Source organism: Actinosynnema sp. NPDC023587 (genome assembly GCF_040640215.1).
Lineage (GTDB): Bacteria > Actinomycetota > Actinomycetes > Mycobacteriales > Pseudonocardiaceae > Actinosynnema.
Window position 1 is genome coordinate 86,532 of the sequence record NZ_JBFABG010000008.1, and the last position, 24,907, is coordinate 111,438.

Here is a 24,907-nt window from a genome sequence, read left to right on the forward strand (position 1 = left end):
GCCCACCACGCGGGGGTGCGCCCGTCGTTCAGCGACCGCCAGGTCTTCGTCCCGTTCCGTTGCGGCACGACGCGCCTACCTGGCCACCCGGTCCGGGCTGCCGGGTGGCGGGGCGGGATCACCCGCCCAGCTCAGCCACCGGCAGCCCCATGTCCGCGCAGGTCTGTTCGGTGCCGGGGAACACCGCCGCAGCACCCTCGAAGACCTCGGTGGCCGCTGCGGCGGTCTCGTCGAGCACGCAGGCCACCAACTGCGGCACGAGGTAGGTCTCGCCGTCGCGGATCGGGCCCTGCCAGCCGTAGAGGTTGTCGCGCCAGGCCATGCCGCAGATGTTCAGCAGCCGTGCGGCGACGTCGCCTCGACCGTTGGGGTCGTTGCCGGCCAGACCGATCATCACGTGCTGGTCGGGTTCGTCGGTGGTGATGTCGGCGGTGCGGTAGCAGTAGGCGGCGGTGCGGGTGATGGGCACCGCCGTGCTGATCCGCGCCGGTGTGGACACCGTGGAGGCGGTCTGGCCGGAACCGGCGACCTGGGCCGTCCGGTCGGCATCTCCATTGCCGGTGCCGGTGAGTGCCACGACGCCACCGACCACCACGACCGCAGCGGCTGCGGTCAGGGCCGGTACGGCGGCGCGGCGGCGGCGCAGCGACCGTGCTCCGGCCTGCTCGATGGCTTCGAAGTCCAAACCCAGGGGCGGTTCCCCGGCCAGAGCCCGCTCGAACGCCTTACCCGGTCCGTCATCGTGTCCGTTCACCGCTACCCCCGCAGTCGCTCGGTGTGTCGCCGTTCGGTGTGCCCGGTCGGCCTGGGTCGTGCCGGCGGTGCCCAGTCCGGCTCCACCGGCAGGCCCAAGGCGGTCTGCAGGGCCTGCAACCCCCGGGCGCTCTGCGATTTGACCGTGCCCTGGCTGATCCGCAGCGCCGTGGCGGTCTCGGCCACGGTCAGCTCGTCGTAGAAGCGCAACACCAGCACCGCCCGCTGACGCGGCGGCACTTTCCGCAATGCCGCGCGCACGTCCAGCACCCCGCTGACCGCCTCGTCCACCGCGACACCGGTACCGGCCAGGTCGGGCACCTCGCCCAGCACCTCTCCACGCCGCGCGGCGCGTTGCGCCTCGTCCACCGCCAGCCGCGAGATGATCCGGCGGACGTACGCCTCCAGCCCGTTTTCGTCGATGCGGTGCCACTGCCGGTACAGCCGGATCAGCACCACCTGCATCAGATCCTCGGCGCGGCCCCAGTCCCCGCAGATCAGGAACGTGACACGCCGCCACGGCACCGCTCGTTCACGCACCACACGCGTGAAGTCGTGACGATCCACCAGCAAGCCTCCCCGCTATCACCACCTCATACAGCCGCCGGCGGTCGCGGGTTGCACGCACTGGATGATTTTGTGCCGGATCACCGACGTGACAGGTCGATCCGGGCACGGGCAAGCGGCTGCAACAGCCGCTGCGGGTCGTCGACGTGTCCTCCCGGCGCGGCGCGCATCCGGCGGGGCCGCCGCGACCACCTCACGCCAGACCTGCGGCCGACGGGGTGTCCCCCGCCGGCCGCGTCCCCCACCTCTCCGAGCAGAACGGCTAGCTGTCGGCCAGGTCCTCCAGACCCCGCCGGTCGAGCAGTTCGAGCCGCTGGCCGTCCGCCGCCTCGGAGCGCTTGACCAGACCCTTCCGCTCCAGGTGGCCCAGCGTCTTGCGCAGCTTCTCGGTGGCCAGCGAACCCTTGCCCTTGACCGCGAACTCGGTCTTCTGCTCGGCCGTCAGCGTCGGCGTGACGGTCTTCTTCCACTCGGCCAGCAGCGCGGCGCGCGGGATCGACGTCATGTCGCCCGCGACGTCCAGGATGATCCCGGCCAGCACGCGCCCGAAGTCGTCCTGCCGCTCCGCGTGGCGCTGGACCAACTCCTCCACCGACGCGCGCCCCTCGCCGTCGGGCGCGTCCAGCGCGACCAGCTTCTCCCACAACGCCCGGTCGGCGTCGGTGGGCTCGTGCCCGGCGTCCAGGACGGCCGTCCGGTGCGCGTCGATCGCGGACCCCAGTGCGAGCACCAGATCCGTCAGTTCGTCACGGACGTCGTCGCCGCGCAGGCGGCGCGCCGCCTGTCCGATCACCCGGTACTGCTCCCGGAGCAGCGTCTCGAAGTGGGCCGTCTTCGTGGCGCGGGTGGCGTCCTCGGCCGTGTCGCGCTGGTACTCCTCCTGGGTGATCTCCCCGGAGAGCGCCCGCGCCCGCGCGGTGGCCCGCTCGGCGGTGTGGTGCTTGCGCGCCACCGCGATCCGGTCGAGCATCGCCCGCATCACCCGATCGGTCTGCTCGACGTGGGCGTCGGAGGCCAGCAGCTTCCACGTCTCGGCCTCACGGGCGCGCAGCGTGGCGTTGATGAAGTGGTAGGCGGCCGAATCGTCGTCGGGCCCGTAGGGCAGTGTCACGTGTCGTTTCCTCGGTAGTGGTGTGCGGCCCCCCGCGGCGACGAACAGGCCCGGGTACAAGGGTGCCTGAGCGTCGTCGGGCGCGCGGTCCCGGGGTGGCCGGGCGGGCCGGGGAGCACGGCGGGGGCCGGGACGTTGAAGGTGTTGAACGGCCCTCGGCCCGACCCCGGACCCGTGCCACACTTCACCTCGTTACGCGGTCCGCCGCCCTTCGTGCACGGCGTCTGCGATGCCGCGGCGGCGTTCCGCGACCGACGCGGCCGAGGCCGTGTCGGCGGTGGTGGTCTTCGCTCGTCCGCCACTACCCACGGAGGCGACAGCGCCATGGGATTCCTCGACCCGGAACGGCTTCGCATCGGCGAGCACGGCACGCCACCGGACCTCGCGCCGCTGCGCGAACTGGCGCGGCGGATGCGCGAGGAACGCGATCGGATGCTCGGTTTCCCGTTCAACCTCGACTTCGACTACCGGCCGCTGGCGGAGTTCCTCGCGGTGCACGGCAACAACGTCGGCAGTCCGCGCACGGACAGCCACTACCGGATCGACACCAGGCCGTTCGAGGTGGCGGTGCTCGACTTCTTCACCGGGGTGGCGGGCGGCGACCCCGCGCACGTGTCCGGGTACGTGACCACCGGCGGCACCGAGAGCAACCTGTTCGCGGTGTGGGTGGCGCGCGAGCGCCACCCCGACGCCGTGCTGTACGCCTCGGCCGAGGCGCACTACTCGCTGCCGAAGATCGGCGGGCTGCTCCGCATGCCCTACGTCGAGGTGGCCACCGCCGACGACGGCACCATGGACACCACCGCCCTGCTGCGGGAACTGGTCCGTCATCCCGGCCGGGCGGCCGTGGTGACGGCCACGATCGGCACGACCGGGCGGGGCGCGGTCGACGACCTGCCCGGCATCCGCCGCGCGCTGGCGGCAGCGGGGGTCGAGCGGAGCCGGGTGCACTGCGACGCGGCGTTCGGCGGCCTGCTGGCGGAGTTCGGCGACGAGGCGATCCCCTGGAACCTCGCCTCGGGCGCGGACAGCGTCGCCCTGAGCGGGCACAAGGTGATCGGGGCCCCGATGCCCTGCGGCGTGGTGCTCGCCCCGGAAGCCGACGTCGCCGGCATCCGGTCGGCGGGCGTCGCGGTCGGTGCCGACGACGACACCGTCACCGGCTCGCGGGACGCGGTGTCGCCGCTACTGCTCTGGCACCGGCTGCACGGCCTCGGCAGGGAGGGGGTGGCCGAGCTGGTCCGCCGCTGCCACCGCACCGCCGCGCACGCCCAGCGCGAACTGGCCTCGATCGGCCGGAACCCGAGCCGGGCCAGGGGCGGGACGATCGTGCTGTTCGACGCGCCGGCCGAGGAGGTCTGCCGCCGCTGGCACCTGGCGTGCAACGAGCGGCACGCGGCCCTGGTGGTCATGCCGCACGTCACGGAGCAGCACGTCGACCGGCTGTGCGACGAGCTGCGGAAGGCCGGCTGAGGCCGGTCCTGGTGAGCGCCGGGGCCTCGGCGCTCACCCGAGCCGGACGACGCCGTCCTGCATCACGAAGTCGACCCGGCCCATGACCTCGATGTCGTGGAGCGGGTTGCCGGGCACGGCCACCAGGTCGGCGACGGCACCGCGCCGCACGCGCCCCAGGTCGGGGCGCTCCAGCAGGTCCGCCGCCACGGACGTGGCGGACTTCAGCGCCCGCTCCGCACCGATCCCCACCCGCGCCAGGGCGGTGAACTCCCGCCACGTCTCGTCGTAGGGGATCATCCCGGCGTCGGTGCCGAAGGCCAGCAGCACGTCGCTGTCGGCGAGGTGCGTGGCCGAGGTGCGCAGCGGTTCGGCGAGGTCCCGGAACTTGGTGCGCAGGAAGCCCGGCTTCTGCGCCCAGAACTCGTCGTCGTCGAGCCGGTCGAGGTGGTCGAACACCACCTGGAGCGTCGGCACCAGGTAGGTGCCGTGCTCGGCGAGCAGCGCGAAGGTGTCGGGGCCCGCCATGTTGGCGTGCTCCACCGAGCGGACGCCCGCGCGGACCGCGCGGCGCACCGATTCGTCGTTGAAGGCGTGCGCGGCGCACCGCAGCCCGAGGTCGGCTGCCGTGGCGACGAGGGCGTCCGCTTCCTCCTGGGTGTAGGTCACCGTGGCCGGGCTGTCCACCGGCGAGGAGAAGCCGCCGCTGATGGCGAACTTGATCCAGTCGGCCTTCGCGCGGGCCTGCCGGCGCACCTGGCTGATCACCTCGGCGATGCCGTCGGCCACGGTGCCGACCTCGACGCCGAACCGCGTGGTGAGCTGCGGCTCCTTGTCGCCGTGCGCGCCGCGCGCCGAGATGATGTTCGGGGCGGTGATCATGCGCGGCCCGACCACGATCCCCTCCTGGACCGCCTGGCGCAGGTCGACGGTGATCGGGTCGTCGCCGCTGCCGAGGTCGCGCACGGTGGTGAACCCGCCGTGCAGCAGCGCGCGCATCGCCGGGAGCGCCTGGAGGGTCTGCTCGCCGATCGAGGAGGTGTTCAGCCCCTCGTCCAGCACGTGCATGTGGCAGTCGATCAGCCCCGGTAGCAGGGTGTGGCCCGGCAGGTCCACCGTCCGCGCGCCCGGTGGCACCTCGGAGCCGACCGCCGCGATCAGACCTCCGCGCACCAGCACGCGCGCGTCGGCACCGCCGCACATCCGCTCGCCGTCCCACAGGTGGTCGGCGGTGACGACCACCTCGTCGGGTCCGTCGCCGCGCGGCGCGGTCGTGGTGGGCCGGGTGCGGGCCTCGTCGCCCGGGGGCGGCAGCGGACGGCCCTCCTCCCGCTGCCACACGTCGCCGGGACCGGGGTTGTCCGCCGAGGTGGTGCCGCCCAGGCACCGCAGCACGCCCCAGGCGGCGTTGAGCCCCGAGCACATGGCCCCGTTGAGCCAGCCGGTGGACCACGCCGTGTCGTCGCCGGCCAGGAACAGCGGGTTGGGTGCCTCCCCCGGCACGGCGGACGGGCCGGCGAAGTCCTTCACGAAGTGCGAGAACAGGTCCCACTGGTAGGGGTACTCACCCGGCCTGGAGAACCGGCACAGGCCCCGGAAGTTGCGCTCGCGTTCCCAGGAGATGGTGCAGGTGCCGCCGGTGGCGGCCTGCCGGCGCAGCTCCTCGGCCACGTCGGGGTGGATCTCGCCCAGCTCGCGCACGAACGCGGCCACCCGCTCCTCCAGCGTAGAGGTGCCGACCTTCATCGCGTCCTCGGCCCAGGTGAAGCTGAGCACCAGGACCGCGCGCCGGCCCCCCGGTTCGCGCGGCTCGCCGTAGTCCAGCGTGTAGGCGGCGCGCGGCAGCCGGTCGGTCAGGGTCGTGCCGTCCAGGCTCGTGCCCTCCCAGAACGGCGTCCGGGTCACCAGCGCGGTCTTGGCGGACTGCCAGTAGCTGAGCCTGCGGATGGCCCGCAGCAGCCTCGGGCCGAAGGGGGCGGGGCCGTCCGGGCGCAGCGGGGTGACCCGCACCGAGGTCTCCAGCACGTGCAACTGCGGGGTGAAGATCGCGGCGGGGAACCGGTCCGCGCGGCCGTCCTCGTCGTGCACGACGACGCCCTCGGTGGCGTCCGCGCCGACCTCCAGGGCGGTGACCGCCGGTCGCGGAGCGCCGTCGTTGACCGCCGACAGGCTGGTGAAGCGGCCGTCGGGCGTGCTGGTGCGGCGGGTCCAGAACGCCTGGGCCAGCGCGCTGATGCCCTCGGTGAGGTGCAGCACGTCCGCGCCCTCGGTGGACAGCAGCAGCCGCAGGACTTCCAGGAACCCCAGCTCGAAGAAGCAGTCCCAGGCCGCCGTGCCGACCCCCGAGGTGCCCAGCAGGCGGGCCTGGTCCCGGGTCAGGGCGGCTCCGCCGGGGTCGAGCAGGAAGCGGTGGAAGCTCCAGTCCTCGTAGCGGTCGAGCAGGTCGGCCCACCGCCGCCGCACCGCGGTCAGGTCCCGGTCGGCCACGGCGCGCTGGAGGTCCTCCAGGCCGACGCGCTCCAGCGCCGCCAACCACCCGGTGTGCGCCTGCCGGAACAGCTCGTCGCGGGGGTAGAGGTCGGTGATGCCCCGGACGACGTGGCTGACGCCGTCCACGTCGAGGACGGTGCGCGGGGTGACGTCCTCCTGGTACTCGTCGCGGAACGGCTGCCAGGTCAGCCCGAACTCCCCGGTGTACTGGAGCAGCAGCCGCGCCGAGTCGGGCACGCGCATGCAGCCCAGCTCCACGACCGCGCTGTCCTCCGGGGCCAGCCGCAGGGAGTGCATGCGCCCGCCCAGCCGCCGCCCACCGGGGCCGGCGGGGTCGCGCTCGGCCTCGTACAGGATCGGGACGCACCCGATGCGCAGCAGTTCGTACGCCGCCGTGAGCCCGCTGCCCCCGGTGCCGATCACGGCGACGCGGGTGCCCAGGGCAGCGGCGGGCAACCGGCCGATGCGCCGCCCGCCCGCCACGTGGGCGGCGTAGTCGAAGGGGAAGTCGACTTGCAGGTCTGCGGCAGGGGTCACCGGGGTCCTCCTCGGAACGGGGCCGGCCAGGCGGGTACCGGCTGGGTGGTGGCGCTCGGCGGTGGCGGCGGACCACGGCTCGGCGCGCGGCGCGACCGGGTGCGCGTGGTCCCCGGCCGGGTGCGCGTGGTCCCGGCCGGGTCGGTGGGAGCGCGGCCGATCCGCCGGTCGTCGTCCGGCGCGCGGCCAGGGCCGCCGGGAACGTCACGCCGGCGACCCCGCGCTCCCCCGTCGGGTGGTCCCCCGGTTCAGCCGGCGGCGGCGAAGTGCCACAGGTCGCCGATCACGGCGTCCATGTGCGGCGCGCTGCGGGGAATCCGCTCCGGGTCCTCGCCGGTGGCCAAGGCGTAGTCGATGACCTCCACCGCGCCGTCCACCACCTCCGGGGGCGGCTCCGCGTACTGGCGGAGGTAGGCGACGAACTCGGCGGGGACAGCGCCGCCGTCGGGCCCGTCGAGGACGTCCACCAGGGTGGCGCACGCCGCGGTCCACAGCACGAAGTCGACCCGGGCGGTCATCGCGGCCTCGCCCGCCCCGGCCTGCAACCCCAGCCAGGACACCAGTTCCGCGGTCCGCCTCGGCGCGGGTGGCAGCGGGGCCCGGCGCATCTCGTCCACGTCCAACCCGAGGGCGGGTGCCACCTCCTTGACCAGGAACGTCCTGGCCTTGCGCACCGTGTCGGCGACGAACAGGAACAACCCGTCGGGCACCTCGTGCCGGAAGCGGACCACGAGCAGCGGGTAGGCGCTGAATTCCACCTCCTGGGTCTGGAACTCCAGCAGCAGCAGGCGGTGGATCTGACCGGTGTCCAGCCGGCCCGCCCGCGCCGCCGCGATGAACTCGTTGTGCTCCACGTGCTTGCGAACCGGGATCTCGTACCGGTTCACGATCGTGCCGGCGTCCATGCTCACCTTCTCCTGATCGCTTTCGCCCCGAAGGTTCCCCTCCCGAGTCAACGCCTCCGGGAGCGGGAGCGACAGGCTTCGGGGGGAGCGTGGTGTTGAAACAGTTGAACGCCAACGGGTTCGCGGATCACCGCCGCGAGGGCGGCCCGGTCCGGCACGCGGTCCGGCACTTCGACCGTCCGGGAGGTGCAGGGCGACGCGGACTTCGCGGCACCGGTCGCCGCCACCGGCCCCGCCGACCACGATCCGCAATTCAGCGGATATCCGGAGAAGCGTTGTTCGGGCTCCTGTCACGTTCGTGCGGTTTGCTATCGTCCACGGCACCGGCCCAGCGGCGTTGGGGAGTCATGGGACCAGACTCGTTAGCGGAATCGGCCTTCGAGGTGCTCACCGCGAAGAACGCGCTCAAGTCGAGCCGGGACCACTTGCACGACATCGTGGAATCGCGGCTCGTGAACGACCCGGACACCGCCGCGTCCTGGGCGGGGTTCGCGGCCGGCGGCCAGGTGTCCCCCGACCTCACCGCCGCCCTGGCGGGGAAACTGCGCCAGGACGAGGGCTTCGCCGCGCGGGTCGAGGAGTTGGTGAACCGCGCGATGTGGCGTCGACGGCTGCTCCCGCGACGTGACCTGCTGCTCGGGGCCGGGCTGGTGGTAGCCGGCAGTGTCGCCGGTGCGATCTCCGCGCCGTTCGGCGAACCGCGAGCGCAGGAGAACGTCAAGCGGGCCGAGGAGGCCAAGGCCCGGTCCAAGGGGCTGCTCGTGGCGAAGGTGGAGCCCCAGATCCGGGTCGACGACGCGTTCGGCTGGGCGTTCGCCGAGCCGCTGTCGGACCTCCAGGTGCGGGACCTGCTGGCGGTTGAGGGCGGACCCGAGCTGGGGCCGCTGGCCGGTGCCGCGCGGCCGGTCCACATCGCGTCCAACTCGTTCGGCAAGCCCTACAACTTCACCAGGACGAGGATGACGGTCGTCAACCACTGGCCGAAACCGGTGCTGATCACCGACGTCAGGGCCGAGGTGAAGCGGACGGCACCGCTGTCCGGCGCGCTGGTGTGGGCGGGTGCGCAGGGCGGCGTACCGGTGATCGACCTGACCTTCGACCTGGAGGAGGACGAGCCGCGAGCGCGGGCCGCCAAGGAGGACGGCACGCTCGGCGAGCCGTGGACCTACGGCGAGAACGTGGAGCTGGAACCCGGCCAGACCCAACCGTTCAACGTCGTCGGGCGCGCCACGACATCGTTGTGCGAGTGGTACCTGAAGATCGACGCGGAGATCGGCGGGGAGAAGCAGGTCTTCGAGGTGAGGGACGCGGACGGGCCCTTCATGACCACGGCGTTCGCCGCCCACTACCGGCAGCGCTTCAGCTACGAGATCAACGGCGGCACGTGGGTCGAGCGCGGCGAAGGCGGGATGTTCCGGTGAGGACCGCGCTGCGGAGGACGCTCATCGTGGTCGTCTGCTTCGCCGTGGGCTTCTCGGTGAGCCGCGCGGTGCGGTGGGAGGCGGAACCCGGGCCGGTGCCGCCCACGTCGCAGAGCACGGTGCCCGCCCAGGAACCGCGCCTCGACGCCCGCGTCGTGCCCGGCGCGCTCGACGACGACGCGGCGTGGGTGCTGATGGCGTCGGAGGACCTCGCCCACGCCGAGCCGCCCGATGACGTGACCGACTGCGGCGCGTTGCGGGACTGGGCGTTGCGCGAGGGCGCGTTGCCCGCAGGCGATGCCCCGCACACGATCGAGGTCGAGGCGAACTACCGGACGACGCTGGAGGCGGTGCACGTTCGCGTCGCGCCCGATCCCACGCCGTACTCCGGGAAAGCGCCGATCGTGCGGCTGATGTGCCTGCCGCGCCCCGATTCCGCCCCGGCGGCACCCGGCCCCGACGCGGTGCGGTTCAAGGTCAACGGAGAACCCTCGCCCTTCGACCCGGTGTACAAGCAGGCGTCCCTGCCCGGCAGGCACGAGGTGCGGCCCAGGTCACCGGCGGAACTGGAGGTCGTGATCGACCTGTCGGGGTCACCCGGGCCGTTCGCCTACCGCGTCGAGGTCGACGTCGTGGAGCAGAACGAGTTCCGGAAGATCCCGGTGGGCGAGCCGCTGTTCGCCACCGAGGACGGCGGCGGGATGGGCTACTGGCCGGCGACCGCCACGTGGACGATGAGCCCCGACCGCACCCACACCTACTGCGAGCCGGTCCGCGACCCGGCTCCCGACGCGAAGCCCACGTGCACCTGACCGCACCTGCCGCCAGTGCGGTGCCTCGACATCGCGGCACGACGAGGTCGTGGCCGGGGCTGTGCGGGTGGTGGCCGCTGCGGGTGCGGTGCGCGGGGCCGGTGGCCGGCAGGCTAGTTTGCTCGGGTGAGCCTCCTCGATGACGTGGCCCGGCGTGACGGCTGGCGGTGCTGGGTGTGCGACGAACCGGTCGACCCCGACATGTCGGTGAACGACCCGCGCGGGCCCAGCGTCGACAGCCGGACCGCCGACCGCAAGGCCAAGGTCGCCGAGCGGCTCGCGCACCGGGGGTGCAACACCCGCAAGGGCGCGGTCAAGGTGGTCATCGCCTGGCCGGACCGCCTGCACGTCGCCGAGCCCGCGCCGTTGATCACCGTCGCCGGGAGGCTGGAGCGCAAGGGGGGCCGCGAGATGGTGGCCCGCTGCCCGACCAGGCAGGACGCCCAGGAGACGGCGGAATGGCTGGTGGACCGGTTCTCCCGCCTGGTGCCGGGCCTGCCGGTGACCGCCGACGTCGAGGCGGGCGGCGGCCAGTTCCTCGTCATCCTGACCACCGGCCGCCGCTGACCCGGGGCGCGTGCGCCTCCCCGCCCTCATCCATCCGGTGTCGCCGGGCCCGGTCCCGTTGGCGGCGTTCGGGCGAAATCTCTGGTTTCATTGCGTTCACGCGCATCCGCTGCGGACTCGACCTTGCGGAGAGGCGGACCCGTGACGAGGAAGAACACCGCGCACGCCCAGGCGGTCGAGGCCCTGGTCCAAGCCGGGATCGTCAATGGGGGCATCCACGTCCACGCCGGTTCGACGCCCTCGCCCACGCCCCACAACCTGCCACCCGACACGCGCCGGTTCTCGGGACGCCACGCCGAGCTCCAACGGCTGAACGCGCTGGTCAGGGCACCGTCCGGGAGCCGCCTCTGCGTACTCGACGGGCCACCGGGGATCGGGAAGACCACCCTGGCGGTCCGATGGGGAAGCGTCGAGCGGGAGTTGTTCCCCGACGGTCAGGTGTACGTCGATCTGCGCGGTTTCGACGCGGCCCGCGCCGCCGTGGGGGCGGACGCGGCGGCGCGGTTGATCCTCGGCGCACTGCACGTGCCGCTGGAATGCGTCCCGCACGAGCCGGACGCGCAGTCGGCGCTGTTGCGCAGCATGCTCGACCAGCGCCGGCTGCTGCTGATCCTGGACAACGTGCGCGACAGCGCACAGGTCCGGCCTCTGCTGCCCAACTCGCGCACCTGCTTCACGATCGTGGCCTCGCGGCACCGCCTCGACGGTCTGGACCTGCACCACGGGGCTGAACGCGTCCCCGTCGGTCCGCTGGCCCCTGACGAGGCCGTCCACCTGCTGGCCCAGCGCCTGGGAACCCACCGGGTGACCCAGGAATTCCCGGCGGTGTCGCGGATCGTGGCGGCGTGCGGAGGCCACCCGCTGGCGCTGAACATCGTCGCCGCCCGTGCCGTCGACGACCCCGCCAACTCGCTCAACCCCATCGTCAAAGCCTTGGAGAACAGAAGAGAAACGCTGCTGAACACGCTGCGGCTGCCGGACGTGGCCGACATGCGGACGATCTTCACCCTGTCCTACGACAACCTGACGCCGTCGGTGGCCGAGGGGTTCCGGTCGCTCGCGCTGCACCCCGGTACCCGGTTCGACGCGGCGGCTGCGGCGGTGATGATCGGTGGCGACCTCTTCCACGCCCGGGAAACCATCCACGAGCTGGTCCGGTGCCACTTCGTGGAACGCACGTCGGCCGGGCACTACGCCTTCCACGCGCTGACGCACGCCTACGGTCTGGAAGCAGCGAGGCAGCACGACTCCGCGGAGCGGCGGGCCTCGGTGCTCACCGCACTGCTCAACCACCAGTTGCACGCGGCCGGCCGCGCGGACCGGCTGATCAACAGCCATCGACGGGCCGTGCCGCTGGAACCGTGCCTGCACCCGGATCTCCTGCCGGTGCTCGCCAACCGCGCCGACGGCCTCGCGTGGTTCGGCTCGGAGTACGACAACGTGCTGGCCGCGCTCGCGGTCGCCGTGGACCGGGAACTCCACCACTACACCTGGCAGTTGGCGTGGACCACGTCGAACTTCGCCTACCTCACGGCGCGGTGGCAGGACTGGATCACCACCCACACCGCGGCCCTGGCCGCCGTCCGCCACCTCCGCGACCCGTTGGTCGAAGTCCGGATGCTGCAACAGCTCGCCCGCGCCCACTGCGAGAACGGCGACTACCCGCGATCCGTCGAGCTGTACCTCGCCGCGCTCGACCACCTCGACCAGCGCGGTGACACGGCCGGGCGGGCCAACGCCTTCAACGGGCTCGCGGCGGTCCAGTTGCGCGCCGGGGCGTTTCGCGAGGCGTTCGAGACCGCGTCGAAGGCGCTCGCGTTGTACGAGGACCTCGACGACGACGCGGCAACGGCGAGCACCGTCAACCTTCTCGGTCAAGCCAGTCAGGCCATGGGCGAGCTCCGGGAAGCCTCGCGGTACCACCGGCGCGCCGAGGAGATCTACCTCCGGACCGGGAACCTCTACGGGCTGGCCCACGTCGCGGACGCGATGGCGACGGTGGAATCCTCGGCAGGGCGCGAGGACGCGGCCAGGGTGCACCTCAAACAGGCGGTCAAGCTGCACCACGAGGTCGGGAACCTGTACTACACGGTGAAGGCGTGCCGACGGTTGCGCTCGCTGCTGGACGACACGGACCCGGTGGCCGGCTTGGTCGACGCAGCGGTCGCGGCACTGGAGAACAACCACCGGGCCGCCGTCGCCGAGCTCGTGGACGCGATCACCCGGTCGGGCTGACCTGGATGTGCGACCGCCGGGCGACAAGGCCTTCCGCACGCAGACCAGCGCGTTCGAGATCCGCACCACAATCGTTCCACGCGCCGATGTGAGGGTGGTTCCGGAAACCACGACGGATCGGAGTACCGCATGACGGGCAAGCGAGTCGCAGCCGGGCTGGTGGCGACGACGGCGGTGATCGGCCTGGCGTTCGGCGCGGGCACGGCGAGCGCGGGCACGGCGAGCGCCGGCACTACGACCGCCACCACCGGGGACGCACCGGTGGTGGCGGCGGGGACCTGGCACTACTTCAACGAGTACCGGACCGCCGACGCCTGTCTCACCACGGGCGACCGGGGAATGGGCGCGGGGCGCTGGCAGGCGTTCCGGTGCCCGAAGAAGTCGACCGGCACCTACCTGCTCTACGTCTGGTACTGACCGGGCGCTCGGCGGGCGGGAACCACCTCCGACCACGGCGGAGTTCCCGGTCGCCGAGCTCGCCCCTTCCGGTACACCGACACGTGCCCGCCCACCGCCGGCCACCCGCACACCTGAGCTCGGCGGCCGGACGCGCGTGCGGGGACCACGACCGGCTTCACCCCTGCGGGCCATACCGGAAGCACGGCTGCGCGACTTGACTGGAGTCGACCTCCGGAGGACGGGCGACCGGGCTCGCCCACCCGCCGGCCACGCCACCGGGGCGGTGGTGCTCCACCGCTCCGAGGACTCGCATTCGACCGGGAGAACCGTGACATCGCGGAACCGAGTGCCCAACGACCAGCTCCGCGCGCTCCTGAGAGAAGCGCGGTGGACGAACCACAACTTCTCCCTGGCGGTGAACCGCGTCGCGGCCGAAGCGGGCTACGCGCTGCACTACGACCGCACCAGCGTCTCGCACTGGCTGTCCGGGAGCCGGCCGCGACCACCGGTTCCGGAGTTCGTCGCCGAGGCGCTGGGGCGCAGGCTCGGCCGCCCCGTCCCGTCGGCCGCCACCGGGATGGTGGACGCGAGCGCGGAGCACGTCGTGCCCGCGCCCGATCCGGGTGCCGGGCTGCCGGCCCTGCGCCGGCTGCTGGCGGTGGACCTGGACCCGTGCCGCCGCGTCGCCCTGTTCGACCAGCCGTTCCGGGCGGACTGGTCGGCGGTGCCACCGTGGCGGCACCGCTCCGGGGGTCCCGGCCGGCACCGGGAGGGGACCCCCGAGGACGGGCTTGGAATGACGCTCGCCGTGATGACCTCGGCGTTCGCCACCGCCGACGAGGCGTTCGGCGGGGGGCACGCGCGCTCGGCGCTCGCCACCTTCCTGGCCGACGACGTCCTGGGCTGGCTGCGCTCGCCCTCCGGTCGGGTGCGGGAGCAGCTCTTCAGCGGCACCGCCGCCCTCATCCACCTGATCGGTTCCATGTGCTTCGACGACTTCCACCACCGCCTCGCCCAGCACTACTTCCGGATCGCGCTGCTGCTGTTCGGCGAGGTGGGCGACGGGATCGGCCACGCCCTGGTCCTGCGCGCCATGAGCACGCAGGCGTACTTCCTGGGCCACCACCGGCTCGCCGCGCAACTGGCCGACACCGCCGCGAGCCGTGGCGGCACCTCCATGCCCCCCGGCTCGCACGCGGTGCTCCTCGCGCAGGCGGCCGTCGCCCACGCCGCCCTCTCCGACCGTGCTACCGCGTTGGCCAGGTTGGCCGAGGCCGAACGACGTGTGGAGAAGACCGACGACGTCCGGCAGCCCGGTGCGTGCACCGACCGGGCCGACGTGGAGCACCTGGTCGGTCAGGCGCTGGCGCTCCTGCACGACCACCGGCGGGCCGAGAACGCGCTGTGCGCCTCGCTCCGGCACCGCCCGGAAGGCGAGCGCCGCTCACGCCTGCTGACCACGCACCGGCTGGCCGAACTGCAACTGCGCCGGGACAAGCCCGAACAGGCGTGCGTGACCTGGCAACGGTTCCTCGACGAGTGCTCCTGGGTGCGCTCGGGTCAGGTCCGCTCGGCCCAGCGCTCCTTCCGCCGGAGCCTCCAGCCCTATCGCGGCAACGCCGCCGTGCGCCGGGTGTTGTGGAGGGCGGCTGCCAGACCGCCTGGAAAGTCCTCTTAGGACGGACTGCGGCGGGCCAGGGCGGGTGGTGCGGCCGGGGCCTCGACGCGTTCTGCTCGTTCGCCGCGTCGCACCGGCCGCCGAACGAGTGATTGTCGGCCTGCCACCAGGGCCGACGCCCCGTCCTGCGATCGGGCACCCGCGCAAGCCCGGAAATGGCCACGTCACTGGGTATGCTGGTGCGCGCACGGGCGTTGCCCCGATCACCGCCGGCAACGGTGCGGGCGTCGACGCGGTGTAGCGCATTCTCCTGGGAGAGAAGATGTTGAGGGTGCACTTCAGCCTCGCCGACCTCGCCGGGGTCCGGTTCGGCGGTGCCTTTCCCGAGAACCTCGCCGGGGCGAGCCTGGAGGAGGTGCTCAACCGGTTGCACCCGGACATCCGGTGGCGCTCACCCACGCTGCTGGTCGACGGGTACCCCGACCAGGAGGTCCACCTCGACGGCCACGGTTTGGTGCTCGTCGTGGGGAACGGGTGCGCGAAACCCACTCTGACCGAGGGCGACGACCGGCCCGTGACGCTGTGCTGTCCGATCGTGCCCGCACCACGGGTGGACGAGGAGCGGCTGGACGCGCTGACGGGCGTCTTCGGGCGCACGCGCGTGCGCATCCTCCACGCGCTGCGGCAGGAAAGCTCGACGTCGGACCTGGCCCAGCGGTTGGAGGTCAGCCTCTCCACCGCCTCGCAGGGGGCGACGGAGCTGCGCAAGGTCGGGTTCATCGCGTCACGCCGGGACGGCGGCGCGGTCCGCCACCGGCTGACCGGGCTGGGCTGGCGAATCCTGACGGAATCGCCTCTCCGGGCACCCTGAAAGGCGTGGGGCCCCGCGCGGTCGGCCGGTGCCCGCGCGGGACGGTGCCCGCCGCGCCCGTCCCCGGTCAGGAGGCTCTCGCCCGCTGCGTGACCACGATGCACGCGAGCACGAGGACCGCGGTGAACGGGACGGCGGGGTTCAGGTGCTCCCCGAGCAGCAGGACCGCCCACACGAGCGTCATCAGCGGCTGGGCGAGCTGGAGCTGGCTCGCCCGTGCCACGCCGATGAGCCCCATCCCCCGGTACCACAGGACGAACGAGCCGAACTGGGAGATCGCGGCGATGTAGGCCATCCCGGCGACGGCCTTCACGGTGAGGTGCACCGGTTCCTGGGCCAGCGCGACGGCCGACACCGCGAGGTTCACCGGTGCGGCGAGCACGACGCCCCACGCGATCACCCGCCAGCCCGGCATCCGCGCCGACAGCCGGCCGCCCTCGGCGTAGCCGGCCGCGCAGACCACCAGGGAGGCGAACAGGTACAGGTCGGCGACCGTCGGCGTGCCGTGGTTCTGCGCCAGGGTGAACCCGATGACGGCCGCCGCGCCGGTCCCCGCCGCGCCCCAGAACAGCGCGGACGGGTAGCGCTTGGTCAGCAGCGCGGCGATCACGGCGGTGGCCATCGGCAGCGCGCCGATGACGACCGCCGAGTGCGCCGTGGACGACGTCCGGAGCGCGAGCGTCGTCAGCAGCGGGAAGCCGACCGCGCAGCCGCCGGCGACCACGGCGAGCGCGGGCCAGTCGGCGCGCGCCGGGATCGGGGCGCGGGTCGCCAGGAGCGCGGCCAGCGCGATCAGCGCGGCCAGCACGCCGCGCACGCCGGCGGCGCTCCACGGGCCGAACCCGTCCAGCGCCCACACCGTGCCCGGGAAGCTGAAGGAGAAGGTCAGGACGGCGAGCGCGGCGTAGAGGGTGCCGTGGCGGCTCGACAGTGGCGATACTCCGACCAGAGCGGTAGCGCTACTATCCCGTTTCATGTTCCACCGTAGCAGTTCGCAGGAATTGGCCGACCTTCTCGCGCGGGAGATCGAGGTTCTTCCCGCAGGGGCACGGATCACCACCCACCGCGAACTGGTGCGGCGTTTCGGGGTGAGCGCTACTACCGTCTCGCAGGCGCTGGCGGTCCTCACCCAGCAGGGGCTCATCACGTCCCGCCCCGGTGCCGGTGCCTACCGCACCGCGGCGCGGCCGGTCGCGCGCACCGGGGACACGTCGTGGCAGCAGGCGGCGCTGGAGCTGTCCCACCACATCGGCTCGGCGGGCACCCCGCGCAGCTTCCGGGCACCCGCGCTGCTGCACACGCTGCTGCCGTCGGGACCGGACGTGGTCGACCTCAACGGCGGCTACCTCCACCCGGACCTGCAACCGCTCCGGGCGCTGGGCACCGCGCTGGCCCGCGCCGCCCGGCGCGCGGAGGCGTGGGACCGACCGCCGGTGGGCGGGCTGCCCGAGCTGTGCGACTGGTTCGCCGCGGACGTCGGCGGCGGCCTGGGCCGGCACGACGTCCTGGTCTGCGGCGCGGGGCAGGGCGCGCTGGCCACCGCGCTGCGCGCGCTCGCCCAGCCGGGGGACCCGGTGGTCGTCGAGTCGCCGACCTACCCGGGCACGATCGCGGCGGCCCGGTCCGCCGGGCTGCGGATGATCCCCGTCCCGCTCGACGCCGAGGGCATCCGCGCGGACTACCTGGACCAGGCGCTCACCCGCACCGGTGCCCGCGTCGCCGTGGTGCAGCCGCTGTTCCAGAACCCGACCGGGGCGAGCCTGTCGGCGGACCGGCGGCGCGACGTCCTCGCGGTCGCCCGCGCGCACGGGGCCTTCGTGGTGGAGGACGACTTCGCCCGCCACATGGCGCACCCCGACGCCGGGCCGGTGCCGCCGCCGCTGGTCGCCGACGACCCGGACGGCACCGTGGTCCACATCCGGTCGCTGACCAAGGTGACCTCGCCGAACCTCCGCGTCGGCGCGATCGCGGCCCGCGGGCCGGTCAGCGCGCGGCTGCGCGCCGCGCACGTGATCGACTCGATGTTCGTGCCCGCGCCCCTCCAGCACACGGCGCTGGAGGTGGTGACCGCGCCGGGGTGGAGGCGCGCCCTCGCCGCGCTCGGCTCCGCGCTGGCGCACCGCCGGGAGGTCGCCACCGGTGCGGTCGAGGCGACGTTCGGCCCGCGCGCGCTCGCCCTCCGGCCGCGCGGCGGCTACCACCTGTGGGTGTCGCTGCCGGACCACCTGGACGGCGGGGAGCTCGCGTCCGCCGCGCTCGCGCACGGCGTCGCGCTCACCCCCGGCGAGAACTACTCCCCCGCCGGCGGCGGCACCCGCCACGTGCGGCTCAGCTACGTGGCGGCGGCCTCGGCGTCGGACGTCGACAACGCCGTCCGACGCCTGGCCGGCCTGGTCTCGGAGACCTGACCGCACTACGCCCCCAACCGCCTCGCCAGCGCCTCGGCGAACCGCGTCGCCCCGGTGTCGGTGAACGGCAGGTTCAACGACGGTTCGCAGAGGTCGAGCTCCAGCACCACCGGTCGGCCGTCGTCGTCGCGGATCAGGTCCACCCGCCCGTAGAGCAGCGGCCGTTCGACGCCCAGGTGCGACGCGGCGGCGTCGAGCGCGACCAGGGCGACCGCCCGCTCCTCGGCGTCGGCCTCGCGCGGCGCGCGGGCGTCCAGCGTCGGCACGTTCACCGTGCCGTCCGGGCTGAGCATCGCGTCCTTGCGGATGGAGTGGCTGAACACCTCCTCGAAGAAGACCAGGTCGGTCTCCCCGTGGCGGTCCACCGACCCCAGGTACGGCTGGACCATCACGTGGGCACCGCCGCCCAGCAGCTTCTCCGCGTACCGGGCGGCCTCCTCCGCCAGCGGCCGGGCGAACCGCTGGACGTTCTTGGAGTAGGCACCGACGGTCGGCTTGACCACGACCTCCTCCGCCCCGGGGTGCCCGGCGAGCACCTCGCGCACCACCGGGAGCGGGTCGGTGCCGGGCGCGACGAACCGGGTGGGCACGACCGGCACGCCGCGAGCGGCGAGGTCGGCGACGTAGTGCTTGTCGAGCACCCACCGCGCGACCGCCAGGGGGTTGAGCAGGAGCGTCGCGGCGTCGACCGCCGCGCACCAGGCGAGGAAGTCCGGCAGCCGGTCCACGTAGGTCCACGGCGAGCGCGGCACGACGGCGTCGAACCGCGACCAGTCGACCGAGGTGTCGCACCAGTCGTGCACCTCGGGCGCGAGGCCCGCCGCCCGGCAGGCGGCCAGCAGCGGTGGCATGTCGTGGTCGATGGGCAGGCTGATCTCGTCGGTGACGAGCGCGACGGTCTTCACCAGGGCACCACTTCTCCCATGTGCACGTAGGTACCGCTCGGTCCGTCGTCGTCGAGCAGGGCCATGCCGACGCCCGTCCGGGCACCGGTGCGGACGTCGAGGTCGCCCGCGCCGTCGTTCATGTCGGTCCTGGTGTAGCCGGGGTGCACCGAGTTCACCTTGATCGGCGTGTCGCGCAACTCGTAGGCGAGGTGCACGGTCCAGGAGTTGACCCCGCTCTTGGACGCGCTGTAGGCGGGCAGCGCCTTGAACGTGTCGCTGTAGGTGTACGAGGTGGTGTCGCTGTGCCTGGTCAGCGAGGCGAGCATGCTGGAGACGTTGACGATGCGGCCAGCCGGGGACCGGCGGATCAGCGGCAGGAAGGCGAGGGTCACCTCGACCACGCCGAACAGGTTGGTGTCGAAGGTTTCCCGCCACTCGCGCAGCGACTGCTCCGACGGCATCCGGCCGTACCGCTCGACCCGGACGGCCGCGTTGTTGACCAGGACGTCGAGGCTGCCGTGCCGCGACCCGACCTCCTCGGCGGCGGCGCGGATGCTCTCGGTGCCGGTCACGTCGAGCACGAGCGGCTCGACGTCCAGGCCCTCCTCGCGCAGGTCCCGCGCCGCCCCCGTGACGGCCGCGCGGTCGCGCCCGGAGAGCAGCACGTGGATGCCGTGCCCGGCGAGCTGCCGGGCGATCTCACGGCCGATCCCGCGGTTGGCTCCGGTGACCAGTGCTGTTCTCGGCTGGTGTGCGGTCAATTCGGGCTCTTTCCGTTCCGGGGGTGGTCACAGCTCGGACAGGAACTTCGACACCGGCGGTCCGAAGCGCGCGGTGTCGACCAGGAAGGCGTCGTGCCCCTGCGGCGATTCCAGCGCCAGGAACCCGACGTCGGCGCTGCCGGCGCTGAGCCCCTCGACGATCTGCCGCTGCTGCCGCAGCGGGAACAGCACGTCGGTCTGCACGCCGATCACCAGGGCCTTGTCCAGGCGCAGCGCGGCGAGCGCCTCCTCCGGGGTGCCGCCGCACGACTCGCCGAGGTCGAACCAGTCCATGCTGCGGCTGAGGTAGAGGTAGCTGTTCGGGTCGAACCGGCGGGTGAAGCGCTGGGCGTGGCACTCCAGGTAGCGCTCCACCTCGAACTCGGTGCCGAAGGGCGTGGCACCCGCACCCGGTTCCGCCACCACGCGCGACCGCCCGAATCGGGCGTCCCACTCCGCCGCCGACCGGTAGGTCATCATGCCCAGCTTGCGGGCCGTGCGCATGCCCTGGTCCGGGTAGCTGTCCTCGTGGTAGCGCCCCGAATCCCAGCGCGGGTCGGTGCGGATCGCCTCACGCTGGAAGGAGCGGACGGCGATCGAGAACGGCAGCGAGTGGACCGCCGAGGAGATGTTGACGTGGTTGCGCGTCAGGCCGGGGTGCCGGGCCAGCAGCGCGAGCGCGGTCATGCCGCCCATGGACGCCCCGACGACGCAGGCCAGTCGTTCGTGCCCCAGCGCGCGCACCACCCAGGCGGCCGCGTCCGCGATGTCCTCGACGGACAGGTCGGGGAACCGCAGCCGGTAGGGCTCGCCCGTGGCCGGGTCCGGCGACGGCGGCCCGGTCGAGCCCATGCAGCTCCCCAGCGAGTTGACGCAGACCACGTGCCAGCGCCGGGTGTCGATCGGCTTGCCCGGCCCCACCATCGCCTCCCACCAGCCGGGGGTGGGGTCGTCGGGGTGCGCGGCGACGTGCGCGCTGGGTGAGAGGCCGGTGACGACCAGGACGACGTTGTCGCGGGCCGCGTTCAGCTCGCCGACGGTCTCGTAGGCGATGCGCGCGCCGTGCAGCACGCCGCCGAGCCTCATCCCGAACGCGGCGGGCAGGTCGACGAAGCGCGTTGCCGGGGGGACGAACTCTGCCATGCGCCTGCTCCTGTTCCGCTCGGGCGCGCGTCCGGGGTGGTGGCCGTTCAGGGTTCGCGGGGGGCCGGGTCGAGCGATGCCAGCCACTCGTCGTCGGATTCCTCGCTTACCCCGTCGAACAGGAACGTGGACAGGTAGCGCTCGCCGGTGTCCGGCAGCATCGCGAGCAGCACGGAGCCCTCCGGCGCGGTCTCCGCGACGTGCAGCGCCGTGGCGAGCGTGGCACCGGCGGAGATGCCCGCGAAGATGCCCTCCTCCACGGAGAGCCGGCGCGCGACGTCGCGCCCCTCGTCCTCGTCGACGGTCCGGAGCTCGTCGATGACGGTCCGGTCCAGCACGCCGGGCACGAAGTTGGGCGACCAGCCCTGGATCTTGTGGACGCTCCACTCCTTGCCGGACAGCACCGCGGCGTTCTCCGGTTCGGTGGCGATGACGCGCACCCCGGGCCGCGCGAGCTTGAGCATCTGGCCGACGCCGGTGAGCGTGCCGGTGGTGCCGAAACCGGTGACGAAGTAGTCCAGCCGCCGGCCCGCGAAGTCCGCGAGGATCTCCGCGGCGGTGGTCTCCCGGTGGTAGGCGGGGTTCGCCTGGTTCTCGAACTGGTTGGCGCGGAACCAGCCGTACTTCTCCGCCAGCGCGTCGGCCCTGCGGTTGCCGCCGGCGCTGCCCTCCTCGCCGGGGAAGAGGATGACCTTGCCGCCGTAGGCGCGGATCAGCTTGCGCCGCTCCACCGAGTACGTGTCCCCCATCAGCGCCACGAACTTGTAGCCGCGCGCGGCGGCGACCATCGCCAGCGCGATGCCGACGTTGCCGGAGGTGCACTCCGCGATCGTGTCGCCGGGCTTGAGCTGCCCCTTCTCCTCGGCGTCGAGGATGACCGCGAGCGCGAGCCGGTCCTTCACCGAGCCGCCCGGGTTGAACGACTCGACCTTGACGTAGACCGTGGTGTGCGCGGGGGCCAGCCGGTTGAGCCTGACGATGGGCGTGCGGCCGATGGTGTCGAGGATGCTGTCATAGAGCGGCATGGGAGAACTGCCCTTCGAAGGAGAAGGCGGCCGGGCCGGCCAGGACGATCGGTGCCGAGGGGTCGGGCCACCCGACGTGGAGTTCACCGCCGGGGAGGGAGACGACGAGGTCGCGATCGACGCGGCCCTGCCGCATCAGCACCGCCGCGGCGGCGCACGCACCGCTGCCGCAGGCCAGGGTCTCCCCCGCGCCGTACTCGAACACGCGCAGGCGGACGCGCTTCGCGGAGACGACCTCGACGAAGCCGACGTTGACCGTGGGCGGGAAGATGCCCGAGCCCTGGAGCGCCGGTCCGACCTCGGCGACGGGCGCGGCGGTGACGTCGTCGACCTCGATCACGGCGTGCGGGTTGCCGACCGAGGCGGCGGCGAAGCGCAGCCTCGTCCCGCCCACCTCGGCCTCGTACAGGTCCTGCTCGTCGTCGAAGCCGAACAGCGGGACGCGGTCGGGTGCGAACCTCGGCACCGCCAGGGCGACGCGGAAGCCGCCCCCGCCCAGCACGTCCACCCGGTGGGTGCCGGACGGGCTGTCGAGCAGGAAGCGGTCCCCCGGTGCCAGCCCGGCGCGGACGACCCAGGCCGCGACGCAGCGCGCCCCGTTGCCGCACTGCGGGGAGGGCGCGCCCCCGGCGGTCCAGATCCGGTAGGAGGCCACGGCTCCGGCGGTGCGCGGTGCCCCGACACCGAGGACCAGGTCGCAGCCGACCCCGGTGTGCCGGTCCGCCAGCGCGCGGCACAGCTCCGGGGAGGGGTCGGCCGCGTCGAACAGGTCGAGCACGACGAAGTCGTTGCCGGCACCGTGCATCTTGCTGAACGCCAAGGCGGTCACCGACTGCCCGCCCGCGCTTCGAACACGGGCGCGAGCACGTCGAGGATCGTGGCGACGCCCTCGGCGACGGCCTCGTCGTCGAGCGGCGCGTTGAACTCCGCGACCTCGACGCCGACGAGCCGCTCCGGTGGGATGGCCGCCAGGATCGCCCGGATCTGGGCGGGCGACATCCCGTCCGGGACGACGTAGTCGGCGGGCAGGTACGCCGGGTCGAGCACGTCCCAGTCGATGTGCACCCACACCCGCGCCCCGCCGACGGCCGCCAGGACGTTCGCCGCGGTGGCCTCGGCGGGCGGGATGACCCGCACCCCGGCCTCGTCCAGCAAGGCGCGCTCGGGGGCGTCGATGTCGCGCGTCCCGACCAGCACGGCCCGCTCGGGCCGGAGCCCGGAACCGTGCCCGCTGTCCCACAGCCCGCACGCGGCCGAGAGCACCATTCCGCCCAGGTAGCCCGAATCCGTCGTCTGCGGGGTGTTGAAGTCGCCGTGCGCGTCGATGTAGAGCACCACGGCGTCCGGGTGCTCCCGGGCCACGACCGGCAGCGTGGCGAGGCTCGCGGAACAGGTGTTGGCGATCATCACCGGCACGTTCCCGGCCCGGAAGCTGGCCTCCACCGCCCGGCGCAGCCCGACCAGCGTGTCCTCGGCCTGCGGCAGGCTCTCGGTCCAGTCGTCCACGACCGCGGGCGCGGGCTCCCCGACGAAATCGCCCCGCACCCCGTAGCGGTCCTCCAGCGCCCGCGCGGTGCGGGCCGCGCCCTCGATCATCCGCGCTGCCCGGTCGGCCACCCGACCCTGGGAGACAACAAGATCAATCATCGACCAGGACTCCGTATCTGTTTTTCACCGACGTATCGACTTCAGGCGCGGCGGAACGCGAACGGGCACCTGTCGGTGCGCTCGGCGTTCTCCTCGATCAGCCCGTACTGCCGCCACTCCAGCGCGCCGTCCCCGTAGGAACCGAGCTGCCACGCGTGCGGTGTGCCGTCGTAGCGCTCGACCCGCTTGCGGATGTTCGCCCGGACCCGCCGACCGCTGGGCGTGTCGCCGGCGAAGACGTCGAACCGCTCGCGCGGGTTGACCACCAGCGCGAAGTGCCCGCCGAGGTTGCGGCTGCGGCGGACCCGGTGCGCGGGGTTGCTCATGTTGAAGAACAGCGGCATCCCGTCGAAGCACATGGACCAGTCCTCGGCGTCGGGGTTCGTGCCGACCCCCTCCGGCCAGCCGGCCGGGTCGAGTTCGTGCAGCGCGGTGAGGACCTCCCAGCCGAAGGCGTGGCACCCGGCCACGGACCGCGCGGCCACGGCGTCCGGCCAGAACACCACGACCAGCGGGCTGGCCGAATCCAGCCGGCCGTCCCACCGCCGGGACAGCGCGACGTACTCCGCCAGGCCCTCGGCCAGGTGGCGGAGGCCGTCGCTCCCGACGTCCTCGACGAAGAGGAACTGGACGATCTGCTTCCGGAAGGCGTTCTTCGAGAAAACGCAGGGGAAATCGGGGTGGGCGAGCCGGTCCGCGATCTCGCCGAAAGCGGTGCGGTGCCACCCGCGCGCGCTGTCGCCGACGCGCGCCTGGGAGATCAGCTTGGTGCGCTCATTCGTCTTGATCACTGGGACATCCATCCGTCAACACAGGGCGGGCTCCGTTCGATCCGACACGACCTGCACCGCACGTACCAGCGGTTCGAGCATCTCCGAAGAAGCCCGTGACGACCGCGAGACGTACCAGGACAACGTGCGCACCACGGCGAACAAGTGGTGCGGCGGACCGGTATCCGCGCAGCACGAACAGCTCCGCGCGATCCGGCGGGAAGAAAATCAGGTGATCACGGTACGGTAACGGTAAAAACGTGCACTGCTCTCGACAAAAGCGGCACAGCCGCCGCGCTTCAGCACCCAGAAGCTACGACCGGGCCCGACGGGATGTCAACCGCGCCGGACCGGGCGCACAAAACTGTGGATCATTCCGGCACAGAGGCGGCAATTCCACCGGGAGACGAATTCGGATATGCGCGAAAGGGTTGCCCTACCAAGATCCTTCTGTCGTCGGTCGCGGCGAAACCCGCACCGCGTGGTGCGGATCGGATACCCTGAACCGAGTCACCGGCGGCGCGCGCA

The 24,907-nt window shown here is 72.9% G+C and carries 22 protein-coding genes; 9 read left to right on the top strand and 13 right to left on the bottom strand.

What is annotated here, in order from left to right:
* Positions 1–118 precede the first annotated feature (118 nt).
* The 3 genes from AB0G01_RS21770 to AB0G01_RS21780 form a co-directional block, all read right to left on the bottom strand.
* Positions 119–754, bottom strand: a complete 636-nt coding sequence (locus AB0G01_RS21770) for a hypothetical protein (protein ID WP_360948219.1) — start codon at positions 752–754, stop codon at positions 119–121.
* A 2-nt stretch (positions 755–756) separates the two neighbouring features.
* Positions 757–1,320, bottom strand: coding sequence for a sigma-70 family RNA polymerase sigma factor (locus AB0G01_RS21775; protein ID WP_360948221.1), 564 nt, complete (start codon positions 1,318–1,320; stop codon positions 757–759).
* Between the two features lie 262 nt (positions 1,321–1,582).
* The gene (locus AB0G01_RS21780) at positions 1,583–2,431 is read right to left on the bottom strand and encodes a hypothetical protein (protein WP_360948223.1); all 849 of its coding nucleotides are present in this window, start codon (positions 2,429–2,431) and stop codon (positions 1,583–1,585) included.
* 324 nt (positions 2,432–2,755) lie between these two features.
* Here AB0G01_RS21780 and AB0G01_RS21785 point away from each other — a divergent pair, with 324 nt between their 5' ends.
* Positions 2,756–3,904 carry a histidine decarboxylase gene (locus AB0G01_RS21785; protein ID WP_360948225.1) on the top strand — a complete coding sequence of 383 codons (1,149 nt, stop codon included), beginning with the start codon at positions 2,756–2,758 and terminating at the stop codon, positions 3,902–3,904.
* Between the two features lie 33 nt (positions 3,905–3,937).
* On the opposite strand, the gene AB0G01_RS21790 is transcribed toward AB0G01_RS21785, so the two are convergent.
* Both AB0G01_RS21790 and AB0G01_RS21795 read right to left on the bottom strand, forming a co-directional pair.
* Entirely contained in the window at positions 3,938–6,910 is a 2,973-nt protein-coding gene (locus AB0G01_RS21790; protein ID WP_360948227.1) for an FAD-dependent oxidoreductase, read from the bottom strand.
* A gap of 248 nt (positions 6,911–7,158) precedes the next feature.
* On the bottom strand, positions 7,159–7,815 hold the full coding sequence (locus AB0G01_RS21795; protein ID WP_360948229.1) for a hypothetical protein: 657 nt from the start codon (positions 7,813–7,815) through the stop codon (positions 7,159–7,161).
* A 347-nt stretch (positions 7,816–8,162) separates the two neighbouring features.
* On the opposite strand from AB0G01_RS21795, the gene AB0G01_RS21800 reads away from it, so the two are divergent.
* The 7 genes from AB0G01_RS21800 to AB0G01_RS21830 all read left to right on the top strand — a co-directional run bounded on the left by AB0G01_RS21800 (position 8,163) and on the right by AB0G01_RS21830 (position 15,738).
* Positions 8,163–9,236 (top strand): hypothetical protein, encoded by a 1,074-nt coding sequence (locus AB0G01_RS21800; protein WP_360948230.1) that lies wholly within the window; start codon positions 8,163–8,165, stop codon positions 9,234–9,236.
* Positions 9,233–10,048, top strand: coding sequence for a hypothetical protein (locus AB0G01_RS21805; RefSeq protein ID WP_360948232.1), 816 nt, complete (start codon positions 9,233–9,235; stop codon positions 10,046–10,048). Before AB0G01_RS21800 ends, AB0G01_RS21805 begins: the two co-directional genes overlap by 4 nt.
* Before the next feature lie 126 nt (positions 10,049–10,174).
* On the top strand, positions 10,175–10,615 hold the full coding sequence (locus tag AB0G01_RS21810) for a hypothetical protein (RefSeq protein WP_360948234.1): 441 nt from the start codon (positions 10,175–10,177) through the stop codon (positions 10,613–10,615).
* A 141-nt stretch (positions 10,616–10,756) separates the two neighbouring features.
* On the top strand, positions 10,757–12,850 hold the full coding sequence (locus tag AB0G01_RS21815; RefSeq protein WP_360948236.1) for a tetratricopeptide repeat protein: 2,094 nt from the start codon (positions 10,757–10,759) through the stop codon (positions 12,848–12,850).
* Positions 12,851–12,979: 129 nt separating this feature from the next.
* Complete coding sequence (locus AB0G01_RS21820) at positions 12,980–13,267, top strand: hypothetical protein (RefSeq protein ID WP_360948238.1); 288 nt, start codon at positions 12,980–12,982, stop codon at positions 13,265–13,267.
* Positions 13,268–13,577: 310 nt separating this feature from the next.
* Positions 13,578–14,927: a hypothetical protein gene (locus AB0G01_RS21825; RefSeq protein ID WP_360948239.1), complete on the top strand. Its 1,350-nt coding sequence runs from the start codon at positions 13,578–13,580 to the stop codon at positions 14,925–14,927.
* Between the two features lie 262 nt (positions 14,928–15,189).
* Positions 15,190–15,738, top strand: coding sequence for a hypothetical protein (locus AB0G01_RS21830; protein ID WP_360948241.1), 549 nt, complete (start codon positions 15,190–15,192; stop codon positions 15,736–15,738).
* A 67-nt stretch (positions 15,739–15,805) separates the two neighbouring features.
* Here AB0G01_RS21830 and AB0G01_RS21835 read toward each other — a convergent pair whose 3' ends face one another.
* Complete coding sequence (locus AB0G01_RS21835) at positions 15,806–16,714, bottom strand: DMT family transporter (RefSeq protein ID WP_360948243.1); 909 nt, start codon at positions 16,712–16,714, stop codon at positions 15,806–15,808.
* On the opposite strand from AB0G01_RS21835, the gene AB0G01_RS21840 reads away from it, so the two are divergent.
* On the top strand, positions 16,713–18,146 hold the full coding sequence (locus AB0G01_RS21840; protein WP_360948245.1) for a PLP-dependent aminotransferase family protein: 1,434 nt from the start codon (positions 16,713–16,715) through the stop codon (positions 18,144–18,146). The genes AB0G01_RS21835 and AB0G01_RS21840 overlap by 2 nt on opposite strands.
* A gap of 5 nt (positions 18,147–18,151) precedes the next feature.
* Here AB0G01_RS21840 and AB0G01_RS21845 read toward each other — a convergent pair whose 3' ends face one another.
* Genes AB0G01_RS21845 through AB0G01_RS21875 form a run of 7 tightly spaced genes read right to left on the bottom strand, consistent with a single transcriptional unit; the run spans position 18,152 to position 24,400 of the window.
* Positions 18,152–19,051 (bottom strand): hypothetical protein, encoded by a 900-nt coding sequence (locus tag AB0G01_RS21845; protein WP_360948247.1) that lies wholly within the window; start codon positions 19,049–19,051, stop codon positions 18,152–18,154.
* The gene (locus AB0G01_RS21850) at positions 19,048–19,794 is read right to left on the bottom strand and encodes an SDR family oxidoreductase (RefSeq protein ID WP_360948249.1); all 747 of its coding nucleotides are present in this window, start codon (positions 19,792–19,794) and stop codon (positions 19,048–19,050) included. The genes AB0G01_RS21845 and AB0G01_RS21850 overlap by 4 nt, the downstream gene beginning before the upstream one ends.
* Positions 19,795–19,821: 27 nt before the next feature.
* On the bottom strand, positions 19,822–20,937 hold the full coding sequence (locus tag AB0G01_RS21855; protein ID WP_360948251.1) for a homoserine O-acetyltransferase: 1,116 nt from the start codon (positions 20,935–20,937) through the stop codon (positions 19,822–19,824).
* A 47-nt stretch (positions 20,938–20,984) separates the two neighbouring features.
* The gene (gene cysK, locus AB0G01_RS21860; RefSeq protein WP_360948253.1) at positions 20,985–21,962 is read right to left on the bottom strand and encodes a cysteine synthase A; all 978 of its coding nucleotides are present in this window, start codon (positions 21,960–21,962) and stop codon (positions 20,985–20,987) included.
* Complete coding sequence (dapF, locus tag AB0G01_RS21865; protein ID WP_360948254.1) at positions 21,949–22,791, bottom strand: diaminopimelate epimerase; 843 nt, start codon at positions 22,789–22,791, stop codon at positions 21,949–21,951. Before dapF ends, cysK begins: the two co-directional genes overlap by 14 nt.
* Positions 22,788–23,609, bottom strand: a complete 822-nt coding sequence (locus AB0G01_RS21870; protein ID WP_360948256.1) for an arginase family protein — start codon at positions 23,607–23,609, stop codon at positions 22,788–22,790. Before AB0G01_RS21870 ends, dapF begins: the two co-directional genes overlap by 4 nt.
* A gap of 41 nt (positions 23,610–23,650) precedes the next feature.
* Positions 23,651–24,400, bottom strand: a complete 750-nt coding sequence (locus tag AB0G01_RS21875; protein ID WP_360948258.1) for a YqcI/YcgG family protein — start codon at positions 24,398–24,400, stop codon at positions 23,651–23,653.
* Between the last annotated feature and the right edge of the window lie 507 nt (positions 24,401–24,907).